This is a genomic window from Streptomyces sp. NPDC088794 (assembly GCF_044750545.1).
GTDB lineage: Bacteria > Actinomycetota > Actinomycetes > Streptomycetales > Streptomycetaceae > Streptomyces.
The window spans coordinates 892279-914842 of the sequence record NZ_JBIVKB010000001.1 but is presented as its reverse complement, the minus strand read 5'-3'; the positions used below and the strand labels follow the sequence as shown (position 1 = coordinate 914842).

The window sequence follows — 22564 nt, the reverse complement described above, 5'->3', positions numbered from 1 at the left end:
GCCCTGAGTATCCGGTGAGATCCCCGCTCCGGCATGGCTTCCCCACCTTCCCGGTCGGAATAGTTCGAAAGCGAGGAACGACTGAAGGCGGAGTTCCGTTTCCCGCGGCTCCGCCGCCGATCACTGCCGGAGGTACTCGTGACCGAAGTCCGCGAGCGACACACCGTGGCCATCGTCGGAGCGGGCGCGGCGGGCACCCTCACCGCCGTCCAGCTCTGCGAGAGCGCCACGCGCCGCCGGACACCGCTCGACCTCGTGCTCGTCGATCCGGCCCCGGAAGCCGGCCGCGGCACCGCGTACGCCACCCGGGACCCACGTCACCGCCTCAACGTGCCCTCGGGCGGCATGAGTTGCTATCCGGACGACCCGGGCCACTTCACCCGCTGGCTGTGCAGACACGGTGAACCGTCCGTCACCGCCGCCGACTTCGCCACCCGTTACCGCTACGGCGCCTACCTCGCCGACACCCTCGCGCAGGCGATCGTCCGGGCCCAGGGCACGGTCGCGGTACGCCGGCTGCGCACCCGCGCCGAGAGCTGTACCGGCACCCCCGACGGACGGGTGGACCTCCACCTCGCCGACGGGGGACACCTCATCGCGCACAGCGCCGTCCTGGCCACCGGACCCGCGGCCCCCTCCGCAGGCTGGGCACCACCCGCTCTGCGCGCCTCGGCCCGTTTCGTCGCCGAGCCGTGGACCACGGGCGCCATGGACGGTCCGCTGGCCGACCCGGCGGACGTCGCCTTGGGTGGGTCGCGGAGCGGTATCGCGGGTGTCACCTTGGGTGGTCCGCGGAATGGCATTGCGGACGTCGCCTTGGGCGGGCCGAGGAGGGACACCGTTGACGGTGCCTTGGGTGGTCCGCGGAATGGCACTGTTGATGGTGCCTTGGGCGGGGCGCGGAGGGGCATCGCGGACGTCTCCTTGGGTGGTCCGCGGAATGGCACCGCCGATGTCCCTTTGGGCGGGCCGAGGCGGGACACCGCTGCCGGTGCTTTGGGTGGTCCGCGGAATGGCACTGCTGACGGCGCCTTGGGCGGCTCGCGGAGGGACATCGCGGACGTCTCCTTGTATGGTCCGCGGAATGGCACCGCCGATGTCCCATTGGGCAGCCCGCGGAGCGACACCGCTGCCGGTGCCTTGGATGGTCCGCGGAACGGCATCACTGACGGTGCCCTGGGCGGCCCGAGGGGGGACACCGCCGAGGCCGTCTCGGACGGACCCCGGGGCGACACCGCCGACGTCCTCCTCGTCGGTACCGGACTCACCGCCGTGGATCTCGCCCTCGCCCTCGACCGTCCCGGCCGCACGGTGCACGCCCTTTCCCGCAGCGGCCTGCTGCCTCAGCCGCACGCGCTCACCCCGGCCGGCCCGATGGCCCCGCCGGACGGGCTCGACGACACCTCGCTCGGCCGGCTGCGTCGCGCCGTCTACCGGCATATCAGCCGTTCCGTGCGCACCCACGGCGACTGGCGCCCCGCCCTCGACAGCCTGCGCCCGCACACCGCGCGCCTGTGGCACAGCCTGACGCCCGAGGAACGCGCCGAATTCCTGGCCCGCGAGGGCTCGTTGTGGAACACCCACCGCCACCGGATGGCCCCCGCCACCGCCGAGCACGTCTCCCGGGCCCGCACCGCGCGCCGGCTCACCGTCCACACCGGGGTGGTCACGGACGCCGTCGAGCACGACGGCGCGCTCACGGTCACAATCTCCAACGGCCTTACCCTGCGCGTCGGTTGGGTTATCGACTGCACAGGACCCGGCCGCCGCTTCGACGACCCCCTCTGGGGCTCCCTGTTCGCGTCCGGCGCTGCGGTCGCCGGGCCGCTCGGCATGGGCGTGGCCACGGTCGACGGACGGCTGCTCGACGCCGAGGGGCGCGCCGACCGGCCGCTGTTCACATTGGGAGCCCCGCGCCGCGGCGAACTGTGGGAGACCACCGCGATCCCCGAGATCCGGGTCCAAGCGGCGGCCCTGGCACGGCAGTTGCTCGCCCCGCTCGTTCCGGGACACCGATCGAGCCGACGCCCGGCCCGCCGTCCGGTCGACGGACACGACCTCGCCCTCTCCACCCACGCCGAGTCGGCAGCCGCCTACCGCACAGGACTGGACCGGGTCCTCAAGGTCCGGGCCGGCGCCGAGGACGCCTTCGCCCGCGCGGTCGCCCTCGACCCCGGCTTCGCGCTGGGCCACGCGGCCCTCGCCCTGCTCGGCCACGAGTGCGGCGCCGCCGTCGACGTACCCCGGGCCCTGGCCGAGGCGCAGCGCAGCGCCCGCGAACGGGCCGACGAGCGGGAGCGGTCCTTCGTGGACGTCGTGACCCGCAGGGTGCACGGAGCGGAAGGGGACACCGCGCTCGTGCGGCACCTCGACGCGTTCCCCGCCGACGTGCTCGCCCTCGCCGCCGCCGTGCCCACGATCGCCTTCTCCGGCGTCACCGACCTCGACGACGACCAGGCGCTGCGGCTCGTCGAGGCGACCTCCGGCGCACAGGACGGCCACTGGTTCCACACCTCGCTGCTGGCCTTCCTGCGCCAGGGGCAGGGCCGGCTGCGCGAGGGCGGCGAACTCGCCCACCGCGCGCTGGCCGCCGAGCCCGCCTCCGGACACGCCGTGCACGCGCTCGCCCACGTCCACTACGAGTCCGGCGCGCACGAGGCGGGCCGCGACTGGCTGGACGGCTGGGTCGCCGGGCAGGGCCGGGGCGCGGTGCACCGGGCGCACTTCTCCTGGCACATCGCGCTGCACGAACTCGCCCTCGACGATCCGGAAGCCGTGCGCCGACGCTGGTTCGCGCAGCTCGCGCCCGGGCGGGTGGTGACCGGGGTACGGGCCCTGGTCGACTCGGGGTCGCTGCTGTGGCGGGCCCGGCTGAGCGACAACTGGCCGGGCGAGCTGCCCACTTCGGACGTTCTGGAGTCGGTGACGCACGAGGTCCTGGAACGCCCCGCGACCGCCTTCACCGCCCTGCACGCGGCCGTCGCCCTCGCCGCCGCCGGAGACCTCCCGGCCCTGCGGCGGCTGCGCGATCACGCCGCCGGCGAGGACCAGGTGCAGCGCGAGGTGATCGTCCCGCTGTGCGAGGCGTTCGCCGCGCTCGTCGAGGAACGCTTCCAGGAGGCCGCCCGCGGCCTGGACGCCCTGCTCCCGGTCCTGCGTCGGGTCGGCGGCAGCTCGGCCCAACGAGAGGTCGTCGAGGAGACGTTGCTCTACGCCCTGGTGGCGGCGGGCCGGTGCGAGGCGGCACGACGGCTGCTGGACGCACGGCTGGACCGGAAGGAGGCGCCGCGGGACCGGCGGATGCGGGAGGGGCTTGCGGGGGTGGGGAACTGAGCCGACGTCAGCTGCCTTGCCTGGGCGCACTGTTCGTGTGATCGGTTGCTCCGTACGTCGAGCCGCGGTCCGTCCTCCACCCCCGTGGGAGGACGGACCGCGGCTCCGGCGAGCCGGCGGTGGGCCGGAGCGGGATCAGTGGTGGGTCAACTCCCGTTGCTCAGTCGCCTCTTCACGCAGCCCGAACCGGTCGTGCACCCGGCGCAGCGGCCTCGGTGCCCACCAGGCGCGGCGGCCGAGCAGGGCCATCGTCGCCGGGACGAGGAGCATCCGGACGACCGTCGCGTCGATCAGGACGGCCAGGGTGAGACCGAGGCCGATCTGGAGGATGGGGGAGAAGCCGCCGGTCATGAAGGCGCCGAAGACGACGGCGAGGAGCAGCGCGGCGCAGGTGACCACGCGGCCGGAGCGGCGCAGACCGGTCACCACAGCCTCCTGGTCGTCGTGCGTCCGCGCCCGGGCCTCGCGCATCCGGGACAGGATGAACAGCTCGTAGTCCATGGCGAGTCCGAAGGCGATCGCGATGATCAGCGGGGGTGCGGTCAGGCTCAGCGCGCCCAGACCCTGCGCTCCCAGCGCCCCGGCGAGATGCCCGTCCTGGAAGACCCAGACCACCGCACCGAGCGCCGCGCCCAGGCTGAGCAGCGTGGTCAGGATCGTGCGCAGCGGGATCAGCACCGAGCCGGTGAAGGCGAACAGCAGGGCGAAGATGCCGACGAGCACGGTCACCGCGGCCCAGGGCGCCCGGTCGGAGAGCATCGCGCGGAAGTCGACCAGCCGGGCCGCGGGTCCGGTCACCTGGACGGGCGCGTCACCGCGTACGTCCCGGACCCGCTTCACCAGGTCCGTGGCCGCCGTGCCGTCCACACTGCCGGCGGGCTGGATCTCGACGATGCTTGTGCCACCGGGCAGTTGGTGGGTCTCGGCCGTCGGTGAGAGGGCCCGGACACGGTCGGCGGTCGCCGTGTCGGTGCCCGGCTTGAGGACGACGGTGACCGGGGAGACGCCGGTGCCCGGCGGGAAGTGCGCGTCGACGGTGTCGTACAACTGCCGTGCCTCGGTGCTCTTCGGGAGCTGGGTGGCGTCCCCGAGCTGGATCTTCATGCCGGCGACGGGCAGCGCCAGGACGAGCAGGACGGGTACGACGACGGCGACCACGGCGACCCGGTGGCGGGCCGAGAAGCGGGCGAGGCGGGCGAAGACGCGACCCTCCTCGCGGTCCGGACGGACCTTCGCCGGCGGGATCCTGCCGCCGAACTTCGCGAGGAGCGCCGGGAGCAGGGTCAGCGCGGCCAGCATGTCGATGACCACCACGGCGGCCACGGCCAGGCCCATGCTGCGCAGGAAGACGCTCGGGAAGACCAGCAGCCCGGTCAGGCTGACGGCCACCGTGACCCCGGAGAACAGCACGGTCCGCCCGGCCGCGGCGACCGTTCGGTGCACGGCCTCGACGACGTCGTCCGTGTGCCGGCGTTCCTCGCGGAAGCGGACCAGCATCAACAGGGCGTAGTCCACGGCGAGTCCGAGCCCCAGCATCGTCGTCACCTGGATCGCGTACACGGAGATGTCGGTGACCTGGCTGAAGCCGAACAGCGTGAGGAACGCGCCCGCGATCCCGCTGACCGCGATCACCAACGGCAGCGCGGCCGCGCGCAGTCCGCCGAACACGACCAGGAGCAGGGCCAGTACGACCGGCAGGGAGATCAACTCGGCGTTCCGCACGTCCTCCTGGGCCCGCTCGCCGATCTGCGTGCCCAGCAACGGGCCGCCGCTGACGTGGACTTCGGGCGCGTCGATCTCCTTGATCCGGTCGGCCGCCGCGTCCACGGCCCGTTCCTCGGCGTCGTCGTCGAGACCGCCGGTGAGGGTCACCGGGATGAGGAGCGCCTGCCCGTCCTCCGAGGTGAGGCCGCGGGTCGTGTACGGGTCCGGCACGGCGGCGACCCCGGCGATCGCGCGCACGTCGGCGACGGCCCGCTCGACCTGGTCGCGCAGGCCGGGGTCGGTGACCGCGACGCCCTCGACGACGGCGGTGATCGACTCGCCGGTCGGGTCGGTGCGGTCCAGGTACTGCGCGGCGTGCTCGGACTCGGTGCCGGGTACCTCGGGCACGTTGTCGGAGAGTCGTGCGAAGACGCCCGTCCCCAGGCCGAAGCCGAGCAACAGGAAGAGCACCCAGAACAGGATCACGGTGAGCGGACGACGGGTGGCCGTCCGGGCGAGTGCGGAGAGCACGGTCCCTCCCTGCGAGGTGTGCGAGGCATCGATGGACATGCCCCACAGGCTCGTGCGGGAGGGGGTGCCACCGGATCGCCGGAGGGAGCGGTTTCCGGGACTCCGTCGTACGGGGGAGAGGGGGCCGGGACTCACTCCCGCGCGGGAGGAATCCCGTCTTCCGTGACCGGCGCCCCCGCGATGACAAGTCCCGTCTCATAGGCGCAGATCACCGCCTGCACCCGGTCCCTGAGGCCCAACTTGCTGAGCACATTGCTGACATGGGTCTTGACGGTGTGCTCGCTGACGAAGAAGGTCGTGGCGATCTCGGCGTTGGACAGTCCGCGGGCCAGCAGCGTCAGGGTCTCCGTCTCGCGAGTCGTCAGGACGTCGAGCCGCTGCGGGGTGACCGCGGCGGCGGTCTCCTTGCGGCGCCGCCGCACGATGTCCGCGACCAGGCGCCGGGTCACCGTCGGCGCGAGGAGCGAGTCGCCGGCCGCGACCACCCGCACCGCGTGCACGAGGTCGTCCCGGCGGACGTCCTTGAGCAGAAAGCCGCTGGCGCCCGCGTACAGCGCCTCGTAGACGTACTCGTCGAGGTCGAACGTGGTCAGCATGACGACCTTGCAGCTCGACTGCGCGCACACCCGCCGCGCCGCTTCGAGCCCGTCCATCACCGGCATCCGGATGTCGAGGAGCAGCACGTCGGGCGCGTGCAGCCGGACCGCGGCGACCGCCTCCTGCCCGTCCCCGGCCTCGGCGACCACCTCGATGTCCGGCTGGGCTTCCAGGATCATCGTGAACCCGCTGCGCACCAGTTCCTGGTCGTCGGCGACGACCACGCGGATGCTCACCCCAGCGCCGCCTGCCGGCCCGCGGCCACCGGCAGGCGTACGACCACTCGGAAGCCGCCGTCAGGACCGCGCCCCGCCTCGGCGGTGCCGCCGCAGGCCGCCGCCCGCTCGCGGATGCCGATCAGCCCGTGTCCGCCGTCGCCGGGCGCCGACGGGCCCCGGCCGTTGTCCGTCACCGTCAAGGTCAACTCCCTCTCCGTCCAGTCGAGTCGGACCGTCGCGGAGGAAGCGTACGCATGCTTCACGGTGTTGGTCAGGGCTTCCTGGACCACCCGGTAGACGGCGATGCCGGTGTCCGGGGGCAGCGGGCGCGGCTCGCCCGTGGTGCGCAACTCGACGTGCAGGCCGGTGGATTCACCGACCTGGCGGAGCAGGTCGGGCAGTGCGGTCACCCCTGGCTGCGGCGAAGTCCCTTGCCGCTGCTCCTCCTTGAGGACACCGAGGATCCGCCGCAGCTGCCCCATCGCGTCCCGCCCGGCCCCCGCGATCGCCTCGAACGCGGCCTCCGCGCGCGCCGGATCACTGCGCACCACGACCGGTCCCGCCTCCGCCTGCACCACCATCAGGCTGACCGCGTGCGCCAGGATGTCGTGCATGTCGCGGGCGATCCGGGCGCGTTCCTGCGCCGTCGCCCGCGCGGTGTCGGCGGCGTGCTCCCGCTCCAGGCGGCGCGCCCGGTCCTCCAACTCCGCGGTGTAGGCGCGCTGGACGTGGGTGAGCACGCCGAGCGCGTAGGCGCAGACGATGGTCATCAGATGGAAGGCGTACTCGAAGGGCCGGGCACCCTCCTTGTGCTGCATGGTCAGCGTGACCCCGACGATCCAGCCGAACAGCATCACGCGCCGCTGCCAGGGCCGGCCCTGGGCGCCCATCGTGTAGAGGACGACAAGACCGCCGTAGACCACGTCCGGCGGTGGCGCGTGGTAGATCGCCATCGCGGGTGACGTGACCGACACGGCGCACGCGGTGCCGAACGGCGATCGGCGCCGCCACACCAGCGGCACCGCCGTGGCGGCGCCCAGCAGCCAGCCCTGCCAGGTCAGGCGGTCGTCGCCCTCGTCGGGGAAGAGCCACTGGAGCGAGACGGCGAACAGCACCAGGGCGGCGAGGGCGGTGTCGACGACGTAGGGATTCGCGGTGCGCAGGCGGGTGTCGAGCCGCGCGTACCAGGAGTGCGCGACGGAGGACTGCGGGGACATGGGCGGCTCCTCGGGGCAAGGGCCGTTCCAGTATCACGAGGTCAGGGTGGGCCGGTCCTCACCGGTGAGAGGGATATCCGGCGCGCCCCGGCGGACGGCGTCCGCCTCACCGAGCGGCGGGAGTTCACGTCTCCTTCCGTTCCGGCCGCCATCCCAGCGCCCGCGAGATCCCGCGCGCGGCCAGCCGCACCGCGGGCACCAACACCGGTACCTGCGCCTCGACCTGGGGCACCACCACCGACACGGCGGCCACCACCGCACCGCCCGGACCACGCACCGGCGCGGCGACCGAGAGGGCGTCGGACGTCACCTGGCGGCTGCTCACCGCGATCCCGGTGCGCCGCACCTCGGCCAGCATCCGGCGCAACCGTCCCGGATCGGTGACGGTGTACGGCGTGAAGGAGGCGAGCGGCCCGGCGCAGTACTCCTCCTGGAACGCCGGTTCCCCGTGGGCCAGCAGCGCGAGGCCGACTCCGGTGGCGTGCAGTGGCCAGCGCGCCCCGACCCTGATGTGCACGCCCACCGCCGAACGCCCCGACAGCCACTCGGTGTAGACGACCTCGCCGCCGTCCCGGACCGCCAACTGCACGTTCTCGTGCGTCGCTTCGTACAGGTCCTCCAGATACGGCAGCGCGACCTGTCGCAGCGCGAGCCCGCGCGGGGCGAGCGCCGAGATCTCCCACAGCCGCAGCCCGACGTGGTAGACACCCGACTCGTCCCGCTCCAGCGCGCCCCACTCGGTCAGCGCGGCCACCAGCCGGTGCGCGGTGGTGAGGGTGAGACCGGCCCGGCGACTGATGTCGGTCAGGCACAGTCCTGGGTGCTCGTGGTCGAAGGCGGCGAGCACGGCGAGCAGCCGGTCGGGCGCGGAGCGGGCGTCGCTCATGGCGAGCCGAAGCCCTCCTCGGTCATCCGCAGCAGCAGCGCGTGCAGCGTCTCGCGCTCGGCCGGACCGAGCGGGCCCAGCAGCTCGTTCGTGACGCGCAGCCCCGCCTCGTCGGTGTCCCGCAGGAAGGCGCGGCCGTCCTCGGTCAGCACGACGATCCGGCTGCGCCGGTCGTCGGGGGAGGGCCGGCGCTCGGCGAAGCCCTGCTTCTCCAGGTCGTCGACCAGGCCGACGATCGCGCTCGGGTCGTAGCCGAGCCGGGAGCTCAGCTCGCGTTGCAGGGCGCCCTCGGAGGTGGCGAGGAAGCGCAGCACCGCGTAGTGGCGCAGCCGCAGCCCCGACTCCTGGAGGAACGTGTTGAACAACTGACCGGAGCGCAGGCCCAGGCGGTACAGCAGGTAGCCGGTGTCCGCGTGCAGCCCGCGCATCCACGGCTCGTCCGCGTCGATGGGGTTCGGGGTGGCGTGCTGGCGTGCGATGGCGGGCTCCCGGTGCGGCTCGATACGTGCTGAGGGTTCCCAGCATCCCGCACCTTTCGGCAATCAACAACTATTGACGTCAACAACTATTGCTCTTAGCTTCGATCTCGAAGCCGCACCACCCGCACAAGCTCGTGAAGGGACCCACCCGTGCCCAGCATCGATCTCACCGGCAAGGTCGCCGTCGTCACCGGCAGCGGCCGGGGCCTCGGCCTCGCCTATGCCCACGCCCTGGCCGCCCACGGAGCCTCCGTGGTGGTCAACGACGTCGACGAGGCGGTGGCCGAGCAGGCCGTGAAGTCCATCGCCGAGGCGGGCGGCACGGCCGTCGCCGAGGTCGTCCCGGTCGGCACCGCCGAGGCCGCGGACCGGCTGGTGAACCGGGCGGTGACCGAGTTCGGGCGGCTCGACGTGCTGGTCACCAACGCGGGCATCCTGCGCGACAAGGTGCTGTGGAAGATGACCGACGAGGACTTCGACGCCGTGATCGCCACGCACCTCAAGGGCACCTTCACCTGCGCCCGAGCCGCCGCCGTCCGCATGCGCGAGCAGGGCGAGGGCGGCACGCTGATCCTCGTGGGCTCCCCGGCAGGACAGCGCGGCAACTTCGGCCAGACGAACTACGCCGCCGCCAAGGCCGGCATCGCCGCGTTCGCCCGCACCTGGTCGATGGAGCTGGGCCGCGCGGGCATCACGGTCAACGCGATCGTGCCGGTCGCCGCGACCGCGATGACCGAGACGATCCCCGCCTTCGCCCCGTACGTCGAGGCCATGCGGAACGGCGAGCCGCTGCCCGGCTTCCTGCGCAAGGGCGAGGGCTTCGGCACCCCTGAGGACTGCGCGGCCCTCGTCGCCTACCTCGCCTCCGACCGGGCACGCGGAGTGACCGGCCAGGCCATCGGCATCGGCGGCGACAAGGTGGCACTCTGGTCCCATCCGCAGGAGATCAGGACGGCGTACGCCGACGGCGGCTGGACCCCCGACACCCTGGCCGACGCCTTCCCCACCTCGGTCGGCGCCGAACTCCAGTCGGTCGGCATCCCCGCACCGAAGCTGCCGGAGGCGTGATGACACCCCCCACGGGCCCCATGGACATCGGCGAACTCGCCGCCATCGACGTCCACACCCACGCGGAGGTGTCCACCAAGGGCCACTCCTCCCTGGACGACGACCTCCACGACGCCTCCTCCGCCTACTTCAAGGTCGAGGGCAAGCGGAAGCCGACCCTGGAGGAGACCGCCGCGTACTACCGCGAGCGGAAGATGGCCGCCGTGATCTTCACGGTGGACGCCGAGTCCGCGACCGGCACCGCGCCCGTCCCGAACGAGGAGGTCGCCGAGGCCGCCGCCGCCAACGCCGACGTGCTCATCCCCTTCGCGTCCATCGACCCGTTCCGGGGCCGTGCGGGCGTGCAGCAGGCCCGGCGGCTGGTCGAGGAGTACGGGGTCAAGGGCTTCAAGTTCCACCCCAGCATCCAGGGCTTCTTCCCCAACGACCGCTCGGTGGCGTACGAGTTGTACGAGGTGATCGAGGAGACGGGCACCATCGCCCTCTTCCACACCGGCCAGACGGGCATCGGCGCGGGGGTGCCGGGAGGCGGCGGCATCCGCCTCAAGTACTCCAACCCCCTGCACGTGGACGACGTGGCCGCCGACTTCCCGCACCTCAAGATCATCCTGGCGCACCCGTCCTTCCCCTGGCAGGACGAGGCCCTCGCCGTCGCCACGCACAAGCCGGGTGTGCACATCGACCTGTCCGGCTGGTCGCCGAAGTACTTCCCGCCGCAGCTCGTGCAGTACGCGAACACGCTGCTCAAGGACAAGGTCCTCTTCGGCTCCGACTATCCCGTCCTCACCCCGGACCGCTGGCTCGCGGACTTCGAGAAGCTGCCGATCAAGGACGAGGTCAGGCCGAAGATCCTCAAGGAGAACGCCGCCCGACTGCTCGGGCTGACCGCACCGTAGAACCGTAAAGGGGCCCGACATGCGCAACGAGGGACTGGGGTCGTGGCCCGCACGCCGGGCCCGCAAGACCCCGCACCGCACCGCCCTGATCCACGGCGCCACCTCACTCACGTACGCGGACCTGTGCGACCGCACCACCCGCCTCGCCCACGCCCTGCGCGCCCGCGGCGTCCGGCGCGGCGACCGCGTCGCCTACCTCGGCCCCAACCACCCCTCCTATCTGGAGACGTTGTTCGCGGCCGGCACGCTCGGCGCGGTCTTCGTCCCCCTCAACACCCGGCTGACCGGGCCCGAGATCGCCTACCAGCTCGCCGACTCCGGCGCCAAGGCCCTCGTCCACGGCCCCTCGCACACCGGGCTCGTCGCCGGACTCCCGGGCAGCACCGACGTCCGCACCTACGTCGAAGTCGGCGCCGAGTACGAGGAGTTGCTGACGTCGGCCGCGGCCGAGCCGGTCGACGAACCGGTCACCCCCGACGACACCTGCGTCATCATGTACACCTCGGGCACGACAGGCCGCCCCAAGGGCGCGATGCTCACCCACGGCAACCTCACCTGGAACGCGCTCAACGTCCTCGTCGACACCGACCTGATCGCCGACGAACGCGCCCTGGTCTCCGCCCCGTTGTTCCACACGGCGGGTCTGAACATGCTGACGCTCCCGGTCCTGCTCAAGGGCGGCACCTGCGTGCTGGTCGAGGCCTTCGACCCGGGCCGGACCCTCGACCTGATCCAACAACACCGGATCACCTTCATGTTCGGGGTGCCGACGATGTTCGACCAGGTGGCCAGACACCCGCACTGGCCGGCCGCCGACCTGTCCTCGCTGCGCATCCTGACCTGCGGCGGCTCCCCGGTGCCGACCCCGCTGATCGCCGCCTACCAGGAGCGCGGACTGACCTTCCTCCAGGGCTACGGCATGACGGAAGCGTCCCCCGGCACACTCTTCCTGGACGCCGAACACGCGGTGAGCAAGGCGGGTTCGGCCGGTGTGCCGCACTTCTTCAGCGATGTGCGGGTGGTCCGGCCGGACCTGGTCCCCGTCGACCTCGGCGAGACCGGCGAGGTGGTAGTCCGCGGGCCGCACGTCATGCCCGGCTACTGGGGACTGCCCGAGGAGACGGCCGCCTCCTTCACGGACGGCTGGTTCCGCAGCGGGGACGCGGCCCGGGTCGACGAGGACGGGTACGTCCATATCGTCGACCGCATCAAGGACATGATCATCTCCGGCGGCGAGAACATCTACCCCGCCGAGATCGAGGACCTGCTCCTCGGCCACCCCGACATCGTCGAGTGCGCGGTCATCGGCGTGCCGGACGAGAAGTGGGGCGAGGTGCCGCGGGCGGTCGTCGTGCCCAGGGTCGGTGCCTCGCTCGACCCCGACGAGGTGCTCGCCTCGCTGTCCGGCCGGCTCGCCAAGTACAAGATCCCGAAGTCGGTCGTGGTCGCGGACGAACTCCCGCGCACCGCCTCCGGCAAGCTCCTCAAGTCCCGGGTGCGCAAGCGCTTCGGCGACCGGTAACTCCCTTAAGGAACAGGCAACTTATGAGCATCACCGTCAACGGCCTCGACGAACTCAAGAAGCTCGCCGGCAGCGACCTGGGCACCAGCGAGTGGATCGAGGTCACCCAGGAACGGATCGACACCTTCGCCGACGCCACGGGCGACCACCAGTGGATCCACGTGGACCCGGAGCGGGCGGCCCAGGGCCCCTTCGGCGCGCCCATCGCGCACGGCTACCTGACCCTGTCCCTCTTCATCCCTTTGTTCACCGAGCTGTTGGACGTCCAGGGCGTCACCACGAAGGTCAACTACGGCCTGAACAAGGTGCGTTTCCCGGCACCGGTGAAGGTCGGCTCCCGCATCCGTCTGGTCGCGAAGCTGACGTCCGTCGAGGAAGTCCCGGGCGGGGTGCAGATCGCCGTCGACGGCACCATGGAGATCGACGGCGGCGGGAAGCCCGCCGCCGTCCTCCAGAGCCTGTCCAGGTTCTACGCCTGATCATCCCTACCGACCTACCGACTTACGTCCACGAAGACGGGGTTGGAGTAGAACCACGTGTCCGCCCACGGGTCACCGTTGCCGGGCTCGTGCGTGATCGGCCCGTGCGGGTCGACGGAGGCGCCGAGGTAACCGGCCCCGTGCCGGTTGCCGTCGCTGCCGCGCAGCCGGAGGTAGAAGGACTCGTCCCCGGCGGTCAGCGGGATGCGCAGGGTGTACGTCCCCTTGCGGCCCGACACGTCCTTCGTGGAGACGACCCTGGTGTCCGGCGCCTTCCAACCATCCCGGTCGCTCGCCTGGCCGCGCACCGCGCCCCGGATGACGTCGACGTGCGCCAACTCGGGCAGGATTCCCTGCGGGTTGGCCCGGGAGGCGCTCGTCACCGTCACGTACAGCGTGATCCGCTCGCCCCTGCGCACGCGCAGCCGGCTGCCGAGGGTGACACCGCGGCCGGCGTCGCAGTCCCGCTTGACCCGCACGTCGAGCCCGTCGAGGAGATGGCCGTGGTCGAGCCAGACCCGGCCCGCGCGCAGGCCCGCCATCACCGCGGTGTAGCCGTAGCGGGTCACGCCCACGTGGGTGCGGCTGAACTCGCCGGGCCAGAAGTCGCTGCCGGGCTGCGGGGTGTCGGTGTTCACCGGGTCGGGCAGCCTGCCGGTGTTGTCGAAGTTCTGCCCGGCCGGCCAGTCGCCGTTCTTCCAGGTGTCGAAGACCGTGCGGTGGTTGTCGGAGTTGGTGCTGATCGAGAACAGCCTGCCCTCGGCCAGCATCGAGTCCCACAGCCCGCCGACGGTCGCGGTCGCCCAGTCGAAGCCGCCGTAGGTGAGGTAGGCGTCGGCCGGGTAGCCCGCCCAGGACTGCGCGGAGGGCTTGTTCTCGTACTCGCCGCGGATCGACGTGGCGCCGCGCCAGCCGGGGATCGCCGCGCCCTGGGCGCCGGGCGCGCCCTCCATGCCGATCATGATCTCGGGGGCCGCGTCCCGCCAGTTGCGGATCTCGTGCGGGGAGTCGATGCCCAGGCGCAGCGGGTGGTTGGCGAGGACCAGCACGTCGTCGACGTAGCCCGAACGGCGCTGCTCGGCCAGCCACTTGATGGCCTTGACGGCATGCGCCTCGTTGCGGGCGGTGTCGGTCGCGCCGGCCGCGCCCTCGGTGTAGCCCAGCAGCTTGCCGTCGTAGGCCAGCTCGAACTGCGTGAGCAGGTCCACCTCGTGCCGACCCGGGGCGGCGAACACCGTGCAGTGCTCGGCGGCCGGGATGTACCACTCCAGGCCCTGGAAGATCAGCTGACGCGGGTTCTGCGCGCGGGCCTTGAGGATCTCCTTGTGCTCCAGCGCGGCGCCGTAGTCTGCGTGCCCGAAGTTGGAGTGCTCGTTGAACACCATCCAGTCCAGGCCGTACTTGGCGGCGGCCTTGGCCTGCTGGGAGAACGTGTACTTCGCGTCGTGGCTGTAGACGGAGTGCACATGGTGGTCGCCGACCAGGTAGGCCAGGCGCGGGTCGTTGCCGCCGAAGCCGGCGCGGTCGGCGGCGAGGGCGGGCGTCGCGGCCGAACCGAGGGTGAACGCGGCGCCGAACAGGCCGGCGCGACGCAGGAGTTGGCGCCTCGACACGCCCTGGGCGTCGAGGGCGGCGGGGGAGACGGCGGGGTCGGCCCAGTCGGGCAGCTGCTGCTCGGTCATGATCGTGGAAGGTCCTCTTCGAGGGCGTCAGTGGGTCATGAAGGACGTGACGGGCAGCGCCCGCGAGACGATCCGCACATCGCCGAGGCGGCCGTGCAGGATCTGGTCGATCTTGTCGGCGTACGTGTAGCCGCCGAGCAGCCACGGCAGTCCGACCGAGGTGATGCCGACGGCGGCCGCCGTCGGGTTGCGGATGACCGGGCAGCCCTCGACGTACAGCGTCGTGTGCCTGCCGTCGTTGACGACGGCGAGGTGCCACCAGGTCTCCAGCGGGGTCTCCTGACCCCAGTTGGTGGCGATGCCCTGCTGGTTGAGCGGGCGCATCGCCCACTGCGGTTCCCGGTCGTTGGACAGCGACAGCGTGGCGAGGGGCTCGTCCGGATCGTCCGCGGTCTTGCCCGCCGCGCCGCCCGTACCGGTCCGGCCGACCAGGCCCGACCAGGCGTTGTGGTCGGGGTCCCAGTCGGCCGGCAGCCGGTAGAACGCCTCGATGGTGTAACCGTCCCTGAAGGTCGCCGAGTTGAGCGGCGCCTTGTCGACCGTCCGGAGGTACGCCCCCTTCAGCGGGGACTTGAAGCCGCTGAACTCCAGGCTGCCGTGGCCGGGTTGGTCGGGGTGGTGGTCCGCCGACCAGCCGAGCGTGCCGCCGCCCACCGAGACCGTGGTGAGGTCGTTGCCGCGCCCGGAGAGGTCACGGACCGTCCCGGTGGGGGCCGAGTCGAAGCGCCAGTACGCCTGCGTGCCCGGGATCAGCAGGCGAGAGGCGGGCCGGGCCGGGCGAGCCGGCACCGGGGCGAAGCCGGCGAAGCGCTCGGTGAAGTCGATGTCGACGGAGAAGCGGTCCTCGTCACCGCTCAGCTCGATCTCCTGCCGCTCCAGCTCGTTGAGGCCCTTGGCGGCCCGGCCGAGGATCCACGGGGAGACCGTCTCGACGTCGATGACGTTGCGGTCCAGGTCGAAGTGGTAGAGGCGGACCATCGCCGCGCCGCCGAAGTAGCGGTTCTGATAGTTCGTCAGATGCAGGTGGACGTCGTGGCCCGCCGCGTTCTCGCGGACCGCCCGCCCGGCCGGCCAGTAGTGGCCGTTGAGCGTCAGGAAGATCTGGTCGTGGTCCTTGATCAGCTGGTCCCACTGCTGCTGCCCGTACGAGGACAGGGTGTTCTCCTCGACGACCAGCTCGTGCGTGGTCAGGACCACCGGCGTCCTCGGGTGCCGGGCCAGGACGTCCTTCGCCCAGGCGTAGCCCTTCGCCGACAGCCGCCAGTCCAGCGCGAGCACCATCCACTCGCGTCCGCCGGCCGTGAAGAGGTGGTAGGTGTTGTAGCCGTCGTCGGACGCGCCGCCGAAGGTCTTCCGGCCCTTGAACCGCTGCGGTCCGAAGGTGTCCAGGTACGGCGTCGAGCCACGCTGGTCGTCCGTGGAGGAGCTCACGTCGTGGTTGCCGGCCAGGACGCTGTAGCCCACGCCCCGCCGGTCCAGGATCCCGAACGTCTCGCCGATGGCGTCGAATTCGGCCTCGGCGCCGTTCTGCGTGAGGTCGCCGAGATGGCTCAGGAAGACGATGTTGTCGTCCTTGCCGTGCTCCAGGAGATAGCGCAACGAGGCTTCGAGGGGCGCCGGGTGGATGCTCGGCCCGTCGAAGAGGTACTGGGTGTCGGGCATCACGGCGAGCGTGAAGCGCCGGCTGTCCGGGTCGGGCCGCCAACCGCCCTTCTTCTCGGCCGCCTCGGCGACGGTCGGCAGCGCGACCCCGGCCGTGGCGGCGGCGCCGAGCAGTGCGGTGGCGCGCAGGAAGCCGCGTCGGCCGGCCCCGGACGGGACGGCCTCGCACTGGGCGGCCGCGTCCTGGTCGTGGTCATGCGAAGTACACACGGGTGCTCCGTAAGTGACGTGAGAAAGCCTGGGGTTACAGCACGCGCAGGGTCCAGCTCCAGCGGTGGAGGCCCGGTGCGATGCGGTACGAGGGGAAGGTGTCCGGGCCGCACGAGGCGGTGCCCAGACCGCGGTGCGCCGCGTCGATGTGCACCACGCACCCGGCGCGCGGCACCAGTTCGTCGTGGTGGCCGGCTTCGGTCAGGTCGTCGGCGCGGAAGCGGGTGACGGAGACCTGGCGCGGCTCGTCCAGCGCGACCGCGAGGCCGGTGGCGTCCGCGGCCGAGAGCGTGAAGCGCCGCACCCCGTGCCGGCCGCCGCTCTCCTGCGGACGCAGATAGGGGGTGAACAACTCGTCGACGGGGACCGAGTGATGGCCGACCGGCGCGCCCGCGCTGCGGTCGGGGTACGACTCCCAGGGCCCCTGCCCGAACCACTCCAGCAGATCAAGACCGGCCACCGTCTCGAAGACCGAGCCGACCCGGGCCACGTCGTCGAACTCCTCGGGCAGCTCGGCCTCCTCGTCGATCCGGATGCCGCCCTCGACCGGGGTGAGCTGCTGCCGGTGCCGTACGACACCGCCCGTACCGGCGTACTCGGCGAGCACGGTCACGCTCGCACCGGTCTGCCGCACCGACACGACCTTGCGGACCAGTGTGTCGAGCCCCCAGGCCCGCCAACGCAGCGCCATCCCGCCCAGCTCGTCGTTGTCGGTGGGCGCCCGCCACAGGGACAGCGCCGGCGCGGCCGTCAGCAGCGGGTGCATCAACAGTCCCTCGCCGTCGACCTCGACGGGCCGGTCCACCGGGACGCCCTCGGACACGGCGGGCCCGCGCAGCCGCACCTGCGGCGCGCACACCTCGGTGCCGACCGGCGCCCACGGCAACTCCTCGGCCGTGGTCACCCGCAGGGTCAGCCAGGCCTCGCCGCCGTCCCGCGGCACCTCGAAGGGCAGGGGCACCGCGACCGTCTCGCCGGGCACCAGATCGGGCAGCACGGCGGGCGCGGTCAGCGTACGGCCGTCGGCCAGGACCAGTTCCCAGGTGCCGTTCAGCCAGTCCAGGCCCCGGAAATGCTGGTGGTTGCCCAGCACGATGCCCTCGTGCCGGTAGCACTCGATCCGCAGCGGGGCCGCGATCTCCCGGTGCTCGAACAGCACGGGCTTGGGGGTGCGGTCGGGGAAGACCACCCCGTCGGCGATGAACGCGCCGTCGTGGATGGTCTCGCCGAAGTCGCCGCCGTACGCCCAGCGGTGACCGGGCGCGGCGACACCGTTGTCGTACAGCCCGGCGCCCGCGCGCCCGGTGGGTCTTCCGTCGCTCACGCTCTGCAGAATTCCGTGGTCCCAGAACTCCCAGATGAACCCGCCCTGAAGACCGGGCGTGGACTCGATGGCGGCCCAATGGTCGGCGAGTGTGCCGTTGCTGTTGCCCATGGCGTGCGAGTACTCGCACTGGATGAGCGGCCGGGTCTGCAGGCCCGACAGCGCGTGCGCGACGCAGTCCTCCAGTGGCGCGTACATCGGACAGGCGATGTCGGAGGCGTCGTCCGTGGCCGCCCAGTCCAGCTTGGCGGCCCCCTCGTACTGGAGGGGCCGGGTCGGGTCGTGCCGGCGCAGCCAGCCCGCCGCCGCGTCGTGGTTCGCGCCGTAGTCCGACTCGTTGCCCAGCGACCAGATGATGACCGACGGATGGTTCTTGTCGCGCAGCGCCATCCGCGCGACCCGGTCCACGAAGGCGTTGAGATAGCGCGGGTCGTCGGCGATCTCGTGCGCGTGGTCGTGCGACTCGATGTCCGCCTCGTCGACGACGTAGAAACCCAGCTCGTCCGCGAGGTCGTAGAGGGACGGGTCGTTGGGGTAGTGCGCGGTGCGGATCGCGTTGAAGCCGAAGCGTTTCAGCAGCACCAGGTCGGCGCGCATGTCGTCGTACGACACCGTGCGGCCGGTCAGCGGATGGAAGTCGTGCCGGTTCACGCCCCGGATGTACACGCGCTCGCCGTTGACCAGCAGGTCCCGCCCGTCGATCGTGACGTCCCGGAAACCGATGCGGTGGTACGAGGTGTCGGCGACCGTTCCGTCGGCGCGGTGCAGCCGGACGGTGAGGCCGTACAGCTCGGGTGTCTCGGCGTTCCAGGTGCGGACCTCGGGCACGACGGCGTCGAGGCGGGCCTCGCCGAGGAAGTCGGAGACGCGGTCGTCCTCGGCGTTGGCGCGGTCGAACTCCACGTTCTGCGCAAGGAGTCGACCGTCCAGGTCGCCGCTGACCCACCAGCCGTCGGGCAGCGCCCCGCCCGCGTCCCGCACCAGACAGTCCACCCGCAACTCGCCCCCGAAGGACGCCCGCACGCTCACGTCCGCCAGATGCAGCGGATCCGTTGAGTACAGCAGCACCGACCGGGTGATCCCGGCGTGCCACCACTGGTCCTGGTCCTCAAGGTGCGAGGCGTCGGACCACTTGACGACGGTCAGCCGTACGGTGGCCCGCTCGCCGGCGCGCACGACATCGCTCAGCTCGAACTCGGCGGCCAGGTGCGAGTCCTTGGAGACGCCGACGGGCCGCCCGTCCACGTGCACGAGCAGCACGCTCTCGGCGGCGCCGACCTGGAGCACGATCCGGCGATCGGTCCACTCGGCGGGCACGTCCACCTCACGCTCGTACACACCCGTCGGGTTGGCCGCGGGGGAGTGCGGCGGAAACTCCGCGAACGGCATCTGGACGTTGGTGTACTGAGGGAGGTCGTCCGTGTCCTGGACGGTCCAGGCGCCGGGGACGTGCGTCGACGACCAGGTCTCGGTGAGCGACGCGTCCGGGCTCGGCAGCAGCTGGAAGCGCCAGTCGCCGTCGAGGGACACCGCCTCGCGGCGGCGGTCGACGGCGTTCATGGGCAACCGCCCCCAGGAGGTCACCTCGGGTGACTCCCAGGGGCGGAGGGCGAGCAGTGGATCGCTCGTCATCCGCGGACGGCTCCCTTCGCGAGGTCGCCGATGATCTGCTTGGCGCCGATGGCGAACACGATCAGCAGCGGAATGAGGGCGAGCAGCGCACCGGTCATCACGATGCCGTAGTTCGTGGTGCCGTGCGTGCCGTTGAGCTGGGACAGCGCGACCTGGAGGGTGACGTTGTCCGGGTTGGTGAGGGAGATCAGGGGCCAGGCGAAGTCGTTCCACTGGCCCATGAACGTGAAGATGCCCAGGAACGCCAGGCCCGGCCGGACGACCGGGAGCGCCACGTGCCAGTACTGGCGCAGGAAGTTCGCGCCGTCCAGCTTGGCGGCGTCGAGCAGTTCGTCGTGGATGGCCGTCTTCATGTACTGGCGCATCCAGAAGATGCCGAACGCGTTGGCCGCCGCGGGCACGATGAGCGCGGTCATCGAGCCGATCCAGCCGATCTTCGCCATGAGGACGAACTGCGGGATGATCGACAGCTGCGCCGGCACCATGAAGATCACCATGAGCAGGCCGAAGAGCACGTTCTTGCCGGGGAGGTCGAACTTGGCGAAGACGAAGGCCGCCAGCGAGTCGAAGAGCAGGACCAGGAAGGTCACCGACACCGCGACCAGCAGCGAGTTCCACATCGAACCGAAGAAGTCGATGGCGTCGAAGAGATTGCGGACGTTCTCCAGGAAGTGCGTGCCCGGCAGCAGCTTCGGCGGGTAGGAGAAGATCTCCGACGAGCTGTGCGTCGACATGATCACGGCCCAGTAGAACGGGAAGGCCGAGAGCAGGGTGCCGATGATCAGCGGGAGGTGCAGCGCGATCCCTCTGCGGCGGGATCCCTTGATGGAAGACATGATGCGCCCCTCCTACTCGCCCCGGCGCTGCACGAGGCGCCAGTTGATGATCGAGAAGAGCACGACGACGAGGAAGATGCCCCAGGCCACCGCGGCTCCGTACCCGAAGTCGTTGTTGTCGAAGGTCTGCTGGAAGAAGTAGAGGACCATGGTCTGGCCCGAGTGGCCCGGACCGCCCGCGAACGTCGAGTCGTTGGACGAGGTCTGGAGCAGGACCTGTGGTTCGGAGAAGCTCTGCAGACCGGTGACCGTCGAGACGACGAGCACGAACAGCAGCGTGGGCCGCAGCAGCGGGAGCGTGATCCGGAAGAAGGTCTGGATCGGTCCGGCGCCGTCCATCCGCGCCGCCTCGTACAGATCGCTGGGGATGGTCTGGAGTCCGGCGAGGAAGATGATGGCGTTGTAGCCGGTCCACTGCCAGGTCATCAGGGCCGCGATGGTGACCTTGATGCCCCAGGGCGTGTTCAACCAGGCCACCTGGTCGAGCCCCACCCCTTGCAGGACGGCGTTGATCACACCGTTGTTGGTGGAGAAGATCGAGCCGAAGACGATGGCGATCGCGACGACCGAGGTGACGTTCGGCAGGAAGTAGGCGACCCGGTACAGGCTCTTGAAGCGGACCGCGGAGTTCAGCATCACGGCCGTGACCATCGCCAGGAAGATCATGGGGAAGGTGGCCAGCACCCAGATGATGATCGTGTTCCCGATCGAGTTCCAGAAGTCGCTGTCGCTCAGCAGGTACTGGTACTGCGAGAGGCCGGCCCACTCCATGGTGCCGAGCCCGTCCCAGCGGTGGAACGACAGATAGAGCGAGAAGCCGACCGGGAAGAGCCCGAAGGCGAGGAAGAGCAGGTAGAAGGGCGAGATCGCCGCGTACAGGTGCCAGTACTTGCGGAATCCGCTCTTCGGCTGCGACGGGGAGGGCGTGACCACGGCGGGCGGGGTCTGCTGGAGAACAGCCATCAGTAGCTCACCCCCAGGTGCTTCGCGATGCGACGGCACTTGCTCATGGCGTCACTCCAGGCCTTCTTGGGGTCCTTGCCGAGGACGCCGACGTTCTTGATCTCGTCCTTGATGGGCTGCCCGAGCGCGACGTCGAACGGGCTGTTGTAGGCGACCACGATCTTCTGCGCGGCAGGACCGAAGATGTCGGTCGTGACCTGGCCGCCGAAGAAGGGGTCGGGCTCCTGCATCGGCTTCAGTCCGTACGAAGCGGGCGTGGAGGGGAAGAGGCCCGCGTCGACGTAACCCTGCGCCTGGTTGGCGGAGTTGAGGAGCCACGTGATGATCTCGAAGGCCTGCTGGGGCTCCCGGCACGCCTTGGTGATCGACAGGAACGAGCCGCCGTTGTTGGCGGGTCGCACGGGCATCTGGGCGACCCGGTACCTGCCTTTGGCCTTCGGCACACCGTTCTTGATGTCGAAGGCCGCCCAGGACGCGCCCAGTTCGCTGGGCAGCTTGCCGTCCTGCTTGGCCGACAGCTGGTCGGGGGTGCCGCTCACCAGGTCGGAGACGATCCCGCGCCGCTTGGCCTCCACGGCGAGCGCCCAGGCGTCGCGCACGTGCTGTTCGTCGCCGATGAAGTGACGGTTCCTGTCGACGTACCGCTTCGCGCCCTGCTGCACGACGTTCTCGAAGACGGAGTTGACGTCGGTGAGGAGCATGGTCCCCGGGATCCGCTTCTTGAGCTGCTCACCCGCGTCGAAGTACTTGTCCCAGGTGTTCAACTCCGCGGACACGTCGGCCGGTTCGTACGGCAGCCCCGCCTTGCGGAAGATGTCGAACTGGTAGAAGTGCCCGACCGGACCGCAGTCGATGGGGAAGCCGACCATCGTGCCGTCGTCGGCGATGCCCTGGTCCCACTTCCAGGACAGGTACTGGCTCTTGTACTTCTCCGCGCCCAGCGTCCGCAGATCGATGAACTGGTCCGCGTTCGGCAGATAGGCCGCCATGTCCTCGCCCTTGAGTCCCGCGATGTCGGGGATGTGGGCGTTGCCGGTGATCGTGGTGATCAGCTTGGAGCGGTACTGGCCGCCGATCTGGATGGCCTGGAGGTTCACGGAGCTGTCGTAACGCGCCTTGGCGTTCTTGACGACCGTGTCGCTCAGGCCGCCGCTCCAGTACCACAGGACCATGTTCCGGCCGGTGGAACCGGTCGGAACGGCACAGCCGGACGTCAGGCCGCCGAGCGCCGTGGCGGCCGTACCGGCCAGGCCCGCGCGGAGCAGGCCTCTTCGTGAGAGCCGCACAGCTCCCACCGCCTTTCGGATCTTTTCAGGACGTGCGAA

The 22564-nt window shown here is 71.1% G+C and carries 16 protein-coding genes; 5 read left to right on the top strand and 11 right to left on the bottom strand.

Translation table 11 applies throughout. From position 1 onward, the window contains the following. Window positions 1–138 precede the first annotated feature (138 nt). A complete protein-coding gene (locus ACIP6U_RS04115; protein WP_401712595.1) occupies window positions 139–3333 on the top strand; it encodes an FAD/NAD(P)-binding protein in 3195 nt (1064 codons plus the stop codon). Between the two features lie 135 nt (window positions 3334–3468). On the opposite strand, the gene ACIP6U_RS04110 is transcribed toward ACIP6U_RS04115, so the two are convergent. From ACIP6U_RS04110 to ACIP6U_RS04090, 5 genes are all read right to left on the bottom strand, one after another. Continuing rightward, window positions 3469–5568 (bottom strand): MMPL family transporter, encoded by a 2100-nt coding sequence (locus ACIP6U_RS04110; protein ID WP_401712932.1) that lies wholly within the window; start codon window positions 5566–5568, stop codon window positions 3469–3471. 131 nt (window positions 5569–5699) lie between these two features. After that, the gene (locus ACIP6U_RS04105) at window positions 5700–6401 is read right to left on the bottom strand and encodes a response regulator (protein WP_401712592.1); all 702 of its coding nucleotides are present in this window, start codon (window positions 6399–6401) and stop codon (window positions 5700–5702) included. Then, the gene (locus tag ACIP6U_RS04100) at window positions 6398–7600 is read right to left on the bottom strand and encodes a sensor histidine kinase (RefSeq protein WP_401712590.1); all 1203 of its coding nucleotides are present in this window, start codon (window positions 7598–7600) and stop codon (window positions 6398–6400) included. The genes ACIP6U_RS04105 and ACIP6U_RS04100 overlap by 4 nt, the downstream gene beginning before the upstream one ends. A 124-nt stretch (window positions 7601–7724) precedes the next feature. Then, window positions 7725–8486 (bottom strand): IclR family transcriptional regulator, encoded by a 762-nt coding sequence (locus tag ACIP6U_RS04095; RefSeq protein ID WP_401712587.1) that lies wholly within the window; start codon window positions 8484–8486, stop codon window positions 7725–7727. Next, complete coding sequence (locus tag ACIP6U_RS04090) at window positions 8483–8914, bottom strand: MarR family winged helix-turn-helix transcriptional regulator (protein WP_401712929.1); 432 nt, start codon at window positions 8912–8914, stop codon at window positions 8483–8485. Before ACIP6U_RS04090 ends, ACIP6U_RS04095 begins: the two co-directional genes overlap by 4 nt. Before the next feature lie 201 nt (window positions 8915–9115). On the opposite strand from ACIP6U_RS04090, the gene ACIP6U_RS04085 reads away from it, so the two are divergent. The 4 genes from ACIP6U_RS04085 to ACIP6U_RS04070 are packed head-to-tail and all read left to right on the top strand — an operon-like array spanning window position 9116 to window position 12930. Further along, the gene (locus tag ACIP6U_RS04085) at window positions 9116–10033 is read left to right on the top strand and encodes an SDR family NAD(P)-dependent oxidoreductase (RefSeq protein ID WP_401712584.1); all 918 of its coding nucleotides are present in this window, start codon (window positions 9116–9118) and stop codon (window positions 10031–10033) included. A gap of 20 nt (window positions 10034–10053) precedes the next feature. Continuing rightward, window positions 10054–10929: an amidohydrolase family protein gene (locus ACIP6U_RS04080; protein ID WP_401712926.1), complete on the top strand. Its 876-nt coding sequence runs from the start codon at window positions 10054–10056 to the stop codon at window positions 10927–10929. A gap of 19 nt (window positions 10930–10948) precedes the next feature. Further along, a complete protein-coding gene (menE, locus tag ACIP6U_RS04075; protein WP_401712581.1) occupies window positions 10949–12451 on the top strand; it encodes an o-succinylbenzoate--CoA ligase in 1503 nt (500 codons plus the stop codon). A gap of 23 nt (window positions 12452–12474) precedes the next feature. Next, window positions 12475–12930 (top strand): MaoC family dehydratase, encoded by a 456-nt coding sequence (locus tag ACIP6U_RS04070; protein WP_401712578.1) that lies wholly within the window; start codon window positions 12475–12477, stop codon window positions 12928–12930. Between the two features lie 14 nt (window positions 12931–12944). On the opposite strand, the gene ACIP6U_RS04065 is transcribed toward ACIP6U_RS04070, so the two are convergent. Genes ACIP6U_RS04065 through ACIP6U_RS04040 form a run of 6 tightly spaced genes read right to left on the bottom strand, consistent with a single transcriptional unit; the run spans window position 12945 to window position 22525 of the window. Continuing rightward, window positions 12945–14612 carry a PHP domain-containing protein gene (locus tag ACIP6U_RS04065; RefSeq protein WP_401712576.1) on the bottom strand — a complete coding sequence of 556 codons (1668 nt, stop codon included), beginning with the start codon at window positions 14610–14612 and terminating at the stop codon, window positions 12945–12947. 27 nt (window positions 14613–14639) lie between these two features. Then, on the bottom strand, window positions 14640–16484 hold the full coding sequence (locus ACIP6U_RS04060; RefSeq protein ID WP_401712573.1) for a LamG-like jellyroll fold domain-containing protein: 1845 nt from the start codon (window positions 16482–16484) through the stop codon (window positions 14640–14642). A 34-nt stretch (window positions 16485–16518) separates the two neighbouring features. Further along, entirely contained in the window at window positions 16519–19440 is a 2922-nt protein-coding gene (locus ACIP6U_RS04055) for a glycoside hydrolase family 2 TIM barrel-domain containing protein (protein WP_401712571.1), read from the bottom strand. Next, window positions 19437–20276 (bottom strand): carbohydrate ABC transporter permease, encoded by an 840-nt coding sequence (locus tag ACIP6U_RS04050; RefSeq protein ID WP_401712568.1) that lies wholly within the window; start codon window positions 20274–20276, stop codon window positions 19437–19439. Before ACIP6U_RS04050 ends, ACIP6U_RS04055 begins: the two co-directional genes overlap by 4 nt. A gap of 12 nt (window positions 20277–20288) precedes the next feature. Further along, window positions 20289–21239, bottom strand: coding sequence for a carbohydrate ABC transporter permease (locus ACIP6U_RS04045; RefSeq protein ID WP_401712566.1), 951 nt, complete (start codon window positions 21237–21239; stop codon window positions 20289–20291). Then, on the bottom strand, window positions 21239–22525 hold the full coding sequence (locus tag ACIP6U_RS04040) for an ABC transporter substrate-binding protein (RefSeq protein ID WP_401712564.1): 1287 nt from the start codon (window positions 22523–22525) through the stop codon (window positions 21239–21241). The genes ACIP6U_RS04045 and ACIP6U_RS04040 overlap by 1 nt, the downstream gene beginning before the upstream one ends. Window positions 22526–22564 lie beyond the last annotated feature (39 nt).